The following is an 8014-nucleotide window of genomic DNA, read 5'->3' on the forward strand; positions in this document are numbered from 1 at the left end:
CCGGTGCGAACCGCGAGCCCCAGCCGCAGCACACCCGCCCGGTGCCCCGGGCCCCGACCGGAAACCCCCCGCCGCAGCACACCGCCCGGACCCCGGCCGGAGGCGCAGGGCCGGACAACCGGCAGGGGGGCGGGCCCGTACGCGTTCCCCGGAGCGCTGTCCCGGGAGCCGTGGACCGGCACTTCCCCCCGGAGCGGGCCTCGACCGACCGTCCGTGCCCCGCGGCCGGCACGCGGGAAGCCCCGCGTCGTCCGGCGGCGGGCCGGTGACGCGGGGCTTCGGGCGTCGTCCTGCCCGCAGTGTCCTCAGGTGCGCAGGACGCGCCGGGCGGTCAGGGCCAGGCTGAATTCGACGACGTCGGCCGGGCGGGCCAGGGAGCGGCCGGTCAGTTGTTCACAGCGGCGCAGGCGGTTGAGGACCGTGTTGCGGTGGCAGTAGAGGCGCTCACCTGCGCGCTGGGCGGAACCGTCGCAGTCGAGCCACGTGGTCAGCGTGTCCAGCAGTACCTCGCGGTCGGCGGGTTCCAGGCGGAGCAGGGGGCCGAGCACCTTCTCGGCGAGGGCCCGGCCCAGCTCGGGGGTGGAGACGACCAGGGCGGCGGGGAGCTGGTCGGCCAGTCGTACCGTGCCGCCGGCCGCGGGGCAGATTCCCAGGGCCGTGTCCGCGAGCCTGCGGGCGTCCCCGACGGCGGCGAGTCCGTCGACCGGGCTGCCGACGCCGATCCGGAGGCCGGGGAAGGAGACATGCGTCCCGGACCCGGGCTCGTGCGGGTCCGGGAGCGACTCGTGGGCATCCGCCAGGACGATGCCGTAGTCGACCTCCGCACCGGCGTGCCAGTGGACGCGGGCCGAGGACGGCACGGCGGCGGCGCGGGCGGCGTCGGACCGGGCCGGGGGCCCGCCGGTGACGGCGACGACGACGTACCGGCCCTGTTCCGGCAGGCCCAGGGCCCGGGCCGCCTCGGGCAGGTCGGCGATGCGGCCGGTGCCGTCGAGCAGGCCGGCCGCCAGCAGCCGGGCCCGGTTCTCGCGGCGCCGGCCGATCTGCCACTCGGTCTGCCGGTAGGCGTCCGCGACGAGGGTGCAGTGCTCGTCGACGAAGTTCCACACGTCGGCGGCCACGTGCACGAGGAGCCGCACGTCCTCGGGGGCGGCCCTGGAGGTCTCCTCGACCAGCCGCTGCCACACCAGGGAGCCGCCCAGGCGGAAGGCGTGCAGCAGGGCGTCCAGTGGGAGCCCCTGCTCGGCGCGGACGGCGCCGATCCGCCAGGAGCAGCGCCGTGCCGCGTCCCGGGCGCCGCGCGGGTCGAGCAGCGAGGCCACGCTGTGCCGCAGGGAACGGTGGGCCTCCTGCCAGGTGGCGGTGGGGTCCTTCGTGACGGCCGTCCGGTAGGCGGGCTCCTGCTCCTCCAGGAGGGCCACCAGCCGGTCCGTCAGGTCGGGCAGGTCGTCGAGCAGGGCGCGGGCGGCCCGGTGCAGGACACGCAGGGCGTCGGCGTCGATCAACGACGTGACGCCGGGTGTCCGCGGTCGTGGAACGGGCGTCAGCCCGGTGCGGATCGCTGCTCGTGACCGTACGGCGTGCTGCATCGCGGTCCTCCCCGGGGCAGGGCTTGCGGAGGCGCCGCCCCGCGACGGGCCGTCCCGCCGTGCCGGGCCTGCCCCCTGACTCGTCCTGCCCCGAAGGATGGCATACCGTCCGGTCGGTCCCTAGGGTTGTGCACCGGTCTTTTCGTGGTGTTCGGCCTGTTCCGCCTGCCCGACCATGCGGGCCAGCTCCAGGCGGGACCGGACGCCGAGTGCGGCGAAGACCTTGCGGAGGTGGTAGTCGACGGTGCGGGTGCTCACCGCGAGGGTCAGCGCGACCTCGCGGTTGGTGGCGCCCTCGGCGACGTGCCGCGCGATGCGCAGTTGCTGCGGGGTCAGGCGGGTGAGTCGGGTCTGCGTCGCGGCGCCGGTGCCGTACGGGGCCGCCCCGAGAGCACGCAGTTCGTCGCGTGCCTGGGCGGCCCAGACACCGGCGCCGCAGCGCTCGAAGCCGGCCAGCGCGGTGCCGAGCCGGCCCCGGGCCTCACGGGGTCTGCGGCGCCGGCGCAGCCACTTGCCGTACAGCAGCGCGGTGCGGGCCCGTTCGAAGTCGCCGCCCGCCTCGTCGTGCCGGGCGAGCGCGCGCCCGTAGAGGTCGTCGGCGTGATCCGGCGGGGCGAGGAGGGCGTGGCAGCGGGCCAGTTGGGCGGCGGCCTGCGGATCGGCGCCGAACGCCGCCCATCCGGCGAAGTCCGTGAGGACCTCACGGGTCTCCTCGTGACGTCCGGCGAGGACCGCGGCCTCCACGAAGCACGGCACGGCCAGCCGCCACACCGCGAAGTGCCCCCGCCCGGGCCCGGGGAGGACCAGGAGTCCGAGCCGGTCCGCGGCGTCGAACGGCCGCCCCCGGCCGAGGTCGGCGCGGGCCGCCGCCCACTCCGCGAGGGTGGCCGCCTGGGCCAGCCCGTGCCGCCGGGCCGTGGCCAGCGCGGCCGCGACGTGCCGGGCGACGACGTCCGGTTCCTCCTCGATCGACGCCGCGAGCGCCAGCACTGCCCGGTGGTGGGCCGCCGTGTTGCGCTGCCCGGCCCGCAGTGCGGTGCGCAGCCCCTCCTCCGCGTGGGTGCGCGCCTGTGGGTGCCGTCCGGCCCGCAGTTCGGCGTAGGCGAGGTACTCCAGCGCCCGCGGCACCAGCGCGTCCGACCCGAGCTGCCGGGCGGCGGCCAGGGCCCGGGCCCCGGCGCCGCGGGCGGCGTCCACGTCCCCGAGCAGCAGCGCGGCCGCCGCCGACCGCAGCAGCGCCTCGGGCCGGTCCTCGGTCCTGCCGCGTTCCACTACCTGCCCGAGTGGTGCGCCGGCCCGGTCGAGCCGTCCTTCGAGCAGCGCCCGCATACCGACGCGGTGATCACGCACGGCGGGGGCCACGTGTGCCGCGGCGGGGCGGGCGGCGATGTGCTCGCGGCTCCTTCGAGGCCCCTGGGCCGGGGTCTCGGCGCGGTGCGGTGGGTCGGGCGCGAGCGCGGCCAGACACGCCGGGAGGTCGCCCGCCGCCCAGGCCGCTTCGGCGGCGGCCTGCACGGCCGTCGCGGCGTCGGCGGGCGCGTCCGCGGCGAGCAGGGACGCGGCCAGCAGCAGGGACTGGTGGGCGTCGCCGACCGGACCGTCCCCGCGTTCCGTCAGGCCGCGCACCAGTTCGGCCCGCCCCCGAACGGCGGCGGGAGCGGGGCAGCCTCGGGCCGCGGCGAGCAGCGGGCGGGCCCGCTCGGGGCGCCCCGCGAGCAGTGCCTGCTCGGCCGCCGCCGTGTACCGCTCCGCCCGCCCGGCTCCGTCGGCCGTCAGCTCGGCGGCACGGGCGTACGCCGTCGCGCGCAGCCGGTTCGAGGCCGGCACCGTGCCGTCGGCCGCCAACGCCGTGAGCCGGTCCGCCGTTGCGGGCGCGGGTGCCGGGCCGCTCAGTGACCAGGAGCGGTGCAGCAGCCCCGGGAGCCGGTGGCCGCCGCTCTCCAGCACGTCGGCCAGGGCGCGGTGCACGGCGCGGCGCCGGTCCGGCGTGGCGGCGGCGTGCACCGTACGGCGGACCAGCGGGCTGTGGAAGCGGAACCGGTCGCCGGCCAGGACGAGTTGCCCGGGCAGCGGTTCCGTACGGGGGCCGGGCCCCGGTGCCGGACGCAGGCGCCGCAGTGCGTCGTGGACCAGGGCGGCGTCGACGTCCGGTCCGTCCGAGGCCCGTACGGCCGCCGCCACCGTCAGCATGAGGTCCCGCGCGTGGGCGGACGGGGCGTCCGGCGCGCCGCCCGCGGCCTCGGCGAGGGCCGCGGCGTCCGCCAGCGGGCCGGGCAGGGACCGGTGCCCGCGCAGCTCGGCGGGTGACAGCCGGCGGACGAGGGCGACGAGGAGGGCCGGATTGCCCTCCGCCTCCGCCAGGAGCTGCTCGCGGACGGCCGGAGCGGTGGCGCCGTCGGTCATGTCGTCGAGCAGGTCGGCGGCCCGCGGCGGGGTCAGCGGGTCCAGGCGGACGACGGGCAGGTGGGCGAACTCCGGGCCGACGGCGCGGTCTCCGGCGACGGAGAGGAGCAGTCCGACCCGGCCCGCGGTGTGCAGGCGGTGCGCCGCGCGGCCGAGCGCGGTCCGGGCCGGCGGGTCCCACAGATGCGCGTCGTCCACGCAGACGAGCAGGGGTGCCGCGCCGGCCGCCGCCCGCAGGGTGTCGAGCAGTCGCTCGGCGTCGACGTGCGCGTCCGGAACCTGGCCGGGCCCGAGGCGGAGTACGGGACCGGCCCGGAAGGAGTGGGCGGCCCACTGGAGCAGAGTGGTCCGCCCGAGTCCGGGTTCGCCGGTCAGGACGAGTCGGCCGCCGCGGGCGGGCAGCCCGTCCAACAGCGCGCTCAGCGCCTTGCGTTGCGTGCTCCGGCCGTGGATCCGCACGGCCGGGGGTGCGGTCGTCTCTCCGGTCATTCCCGGGAGGTTACGCGCGCGTAACCCGAGGCGGAAGGCACCGGTCCGCCCGGGTTCGCCGGGGCTTCGGCGCTGTCACCTGCGGTGCTGCGCCGTGTGAGCGGTCCGCGCACTGTGCCGGCGCCCAACCGGTCCCGGCCGGGACCGTGCGGCGGCACAGGGGGGCGGCGGCCGCGGCGTGCCCGCGACCGCCGCCGGGCGGTGCCGTGCGGGAGCCGGGGCGTCAGGAACGGTGCGGGCAGTTGCCCCGGTACTCCTCGATGGTCAGGCTCGGGCGGGGCAGCGGACACAGGAACTGCTCGTAGCGGGTGTCGTTGTCGATGAACCGCTTGAGCCAGGAAACGCTGTACTTCGCGATCGTGGTGTTCGACGTGTTGGGCGAGAAGTGGGTCGCGTTGTTGAGCTCCAGGTAGGCGCGGTCCGTGCCGGACGGCAGGCCGGTGTAGAAGGGCTCTGCGTGGGAGGCGACCGGGGCGACGGTGTCGCCGTCGGCCCCCACGATCAGCGTCGGGGTGCCGACCTCGGGCCAGCTCTTGTCCAGGTTCCAGGGGGTGAGGGGTATCGCCGCCTGGAGCGACGGCCGGGACTTGGCGGCCTCCAGGGTGCCGCCGCCGCCCATGGAGTGGCCCATGACGCCGAGCCGGCTGTCGTCGATCCGGCCGCGGACGGAGCTGCGCTCGGTGAGGTAGTCCAGGGCGGCCAGCAGTTGCCGGCCGCGGGAGTCGGGCTGGTCCAGCGTGGTGTTGGTGTCGATGGTGAAGACGACGAAACCCTGGGAGGCCAGGCGCGGGCCGAGCCAGGCGATGGAGGACTGGTACGCGGTGAACCCGGGGGCGATCACGACGGCGCCGAACGTGCCGTCGCTCGTGCTGGTCGGGTAGTAGACGGTGCCGCCGCCGAAGCCGGTGACCGAGAGCGAGGAGACACGGGTGTCGGCGACGGAGTAGGGGCCGCGCAGTGCCTCGATGCTGGACTCGGTGGGCGCCGGGCCGCGCTCGTACGGGTTGTCGGCGGCCTGGGCGCCCGGGCCGGTGAGGGTGCCGAGCGCGACGACCGCGGCCACGGCGGCCGTCACGCCGGCGAGTCGCCGCCGGATGCCCCGGGAGGCGGTACGTGGGGCCCGGGGAGTGGCGTGGGTGTGGGGGCTCTGCTGCACGAGGGGTGGTCCTCTCGGTCGTGGCGAGCGCCCCGGCCGGTGATCGCACACGGCCCGGAACACGTGGGGTCGCGTCCCGGGACATCCGCCGGACGGGCCTCGCCGATGAGTTGGCGGTGCCACTGTCGACGGGCGGGGCGGCCGCGGGGATCGGCAGAATCACCGGCCTCGTACGGCGCGGGGTGCCCGCCTCCTGAGGGAGAGGCGCCCGATCCGGATCGCAGGGCGGCGGGGCGGGGCGGAGCCTGACCGGGTGGGGCGGGCTGGGCCTAGCGGCCCGGGCCGAGCGGGGTTGGGCCGGGGCCGGGCCAGGCGGCGGGGCGGAGCCGGGCCAGGCGGCGGGGCAGAGCGGGCCGAGCCGGGCCGGGCGAGCCGAGCCGAGCGAGCCGAGCCGAGCCGAGCGAGCCGAGCGGCGGGGCGGGCCGGGGCCGAGCCGGGCGGCGGGGCGGAGCGGGCCGAGCCGAGCCGGGCGAGCCGAGCCGGGTGGGCCGAGCGACGGGGCGAGCCGGGGCCGAGCCGAGCCGGGTGGGCCGAGCGACGGGGCGAGCCGGGGCCGAGCCGAGCCGGGTGGGCCGAGCGACGGGGCGAGCCGGGGCCGGGCCAGGCGGCGGACCGAGCCGGTCGGGGCGGCGGGCGGAGCCAAGCCGAGCGGAGACCACCCGGATGGACCACGGCGGTACGACAGACCCTGCCGAGCCCGCGGGCGACCGGCGACCGGCGACCGGCGTCCCCCTGGGGCGGGGCACGCCGTGCCACGCCGTCGCGGCGGCCGCCGCGCACGGACCCGCCGCGCCATCGCCACCGTCCGCCCTGTCCGTCCGCCCGGTCGGTGTGACACCCTCGGCCTCGGCCGGGCTGTCGCACGCCGGCCGCCATGCGGGAAGACCGGCGGGCCGCCGTCGGGACCGGCACCGTGGAGAGGCGACGGGATGCGCATCGGACTGCTCGGCACCGGCCCCTGGGCGGACATGGCGCACGCGCCTGCCCTGTCCGGGCACGACGACCTGGACCTCGTGGGGGTGTGGGGCCGCCGCCCGGACGCGGCCGAGGAGCTGGCGGAGCGGCACGGCACACGGGCCTACGACGACGTCGACGCCCTGCTGGCCGACGTGGAGGCCGTCGCCGTCGCGCTGCCCCCCTCCGTGCAGGCCGACCTGGCGGTGCGGGCGGCACGGGCAGGGTGTCACCTGCTGCTCGACAAGCCGCTCGCGGCGAGGGTGGCGCAGGGCCGGGCGGTGGTGGACGCCGTGCGGGCGGCCGGAGTCGCCTCGGTGGTCTTCTTCACCACCCGGTTCCAGCCCGAGACCGAGGCGTGGATCGCCGAACAGGCCGCGCTGGAGGGGTGGTTCACGGCGCGGGCGCAGTGGCTGGGCGCCGTGTTCAGCGGGGGCGACAGCCCGTTCGCCGACTCGCCGTGGCGGCGGGAGAAGGGCGCCCTGTGGGACGTGGGGCCGCACGCCCTGTCGGTCCTGCTGCCCGTCCTGGGTGACGTCCGGCGCGTGGCGGCGGCCGCGCCGGGCCCCGGGGACACCGTCCACGTGGTCCTCGATCACACGGGCGGGGCGTCCAGCACGCTCACGCTCAGTCTGACGGCGCCGCCGGCCGCGGCGGGTGCCGCGGTGGAGCTGCGCGGCGGGGCCGGTGTGACGCTCCTTCCGGAGACGGCGCAGGGGCCCGTGCCCGCCCTGCGACGGGCCGCGGACGCGCTGCTCGCGGCCGCCGACGGCGGGCGCCCGCATCCGTGCGACGCCGCCTTCGGACTGCGGGTCACCGAGATCCTCGCCGAGGCCGAGGGCATGCTGACCGGCCGGGAGTGACCGCGGTCAGCCGTCGGCCCGCTCCGGCCCGAACGGCTCGTCGCTCCACCGGAACCAGGCCCGGCCGCCCTTGATGCGCAGCAGGAACTCGGCGACCGGACCGTCGGGCGACACCAGCCGCACCCGCCGTTCGATCTCGGCGCAGGCCGCCTCCCACCGCGTCCAGTGCTCCGCGTCGTCCCGTTCCGCGAGGGCGGGTTCGCGGGCGAACAGCTCGTGGACGGCAGCGTAGGCCGGGCCTGCGCGGAACCGGCCCGACAGCCAGGGGAAGTCGGAGTCGTCGATCAGGATCTGCCCGGTCTCCGCGTCCGCCCGCCCGCGCCGGAACCTGGCGCACTCGCCAGGCCTCGCCCTCGAACCCCATGTCGCCTCCGCCGCGTCCGCGCCGCCCGGTCACCGCGGGGGCCGGCATGCCATCCGTGCCGGTGTCCGGCCGCCGCCGCTCCCGTTCCCCGCGCCGCGGATTAATACTCCAGCTGTAGATCGTGATCTTCATGTCTGGGCGGCTTGTCGCTGGTAGTGGCTGGCCTGGGATCGGGCCTGGTGGCGGCGGCGCCAGT

Annotated in this window: 4 protein-coding genes and 1 pseudogene; 1 reads left to right on the plus strand and 4 read right to left on the minus strand. The window is 77.8% G+C overall.

From position 1 onward, the window contains the following. Positions 1 to 305 precede the first annotated feature (305 nt). From ACGFYH_RS32280 to ACGFYH_RS32290, 3 genes are all read right to left on the minus strand, one after another. Positions 306 to 1589, minus strand: a complete 1284-nt coding sequence (locus ACGFYH_RS32280; protein WP_393806719.1) for a PucR family transcriptional regulator — start codon at positions 1587 to 1589, stop codon at positions 306 to 308. 120 nt (positions 1590 to 1709) lie between these two features. Then, entirely contained in the window at positions 1710 to 4481 is a 2772-nt protein-coding gene (locus tag ACGFYH_RS32285; RefSeq protein WP_393806720.1) for a LuxR C-terminal-related transcriptional regulator, read from the minus strand. Positions 4482 to 4704: 223 nt separating this feature from the next. Then, the gene (locus tag ACGFYH_RS32290; protein WP_393806721.1) at positions 4705 to 5637 is read right to left on the minus strand and encodes an alpha/beta hydrolase family protein; all 933 of its coding nucleotides are present in this window, start codon (positions 5635 to 5637) and stop codon (positions 4705 to 4707) included. Between the two features lie 929 nt (positions 5638 to 6566). Here ACGFYH_RS32290 and ACGFYH_RS32295 point away from each other — a divergent pair. Beyond that, a complete protein-coding gene (locus tag ACGFYH_RS32295; RefSeq protein WP_393806722.1) occupies positions 6567 to 7454 on the plus strand; it encodes a Gfo/Idh/MocA family protein in 888 nt (295 codons plus the stop codon). Positions 7455 to 7460: 6 nt separating this feature from the next. Here ACGFYH_RS32295 and ACGFYH_RS32300 read toward each other — a convergent pair. Continuing rightward, positions 7461 to 7818, minus strand: a pseudogene (locus ACGFYH_RS32300) (hypothetical protein). Positions 7819 to 8014: the final 196 nt, after the last annotated feature.

The sequence above is a fragment of the Streptomyces sp. NPDC048392 genome (genome assembly GCF_043200575.1).
GTDB lineage: Bacteria > Actinomycetota > Actinomycetes > Streptomycetales > Streptomycetaceae > Streptomyces.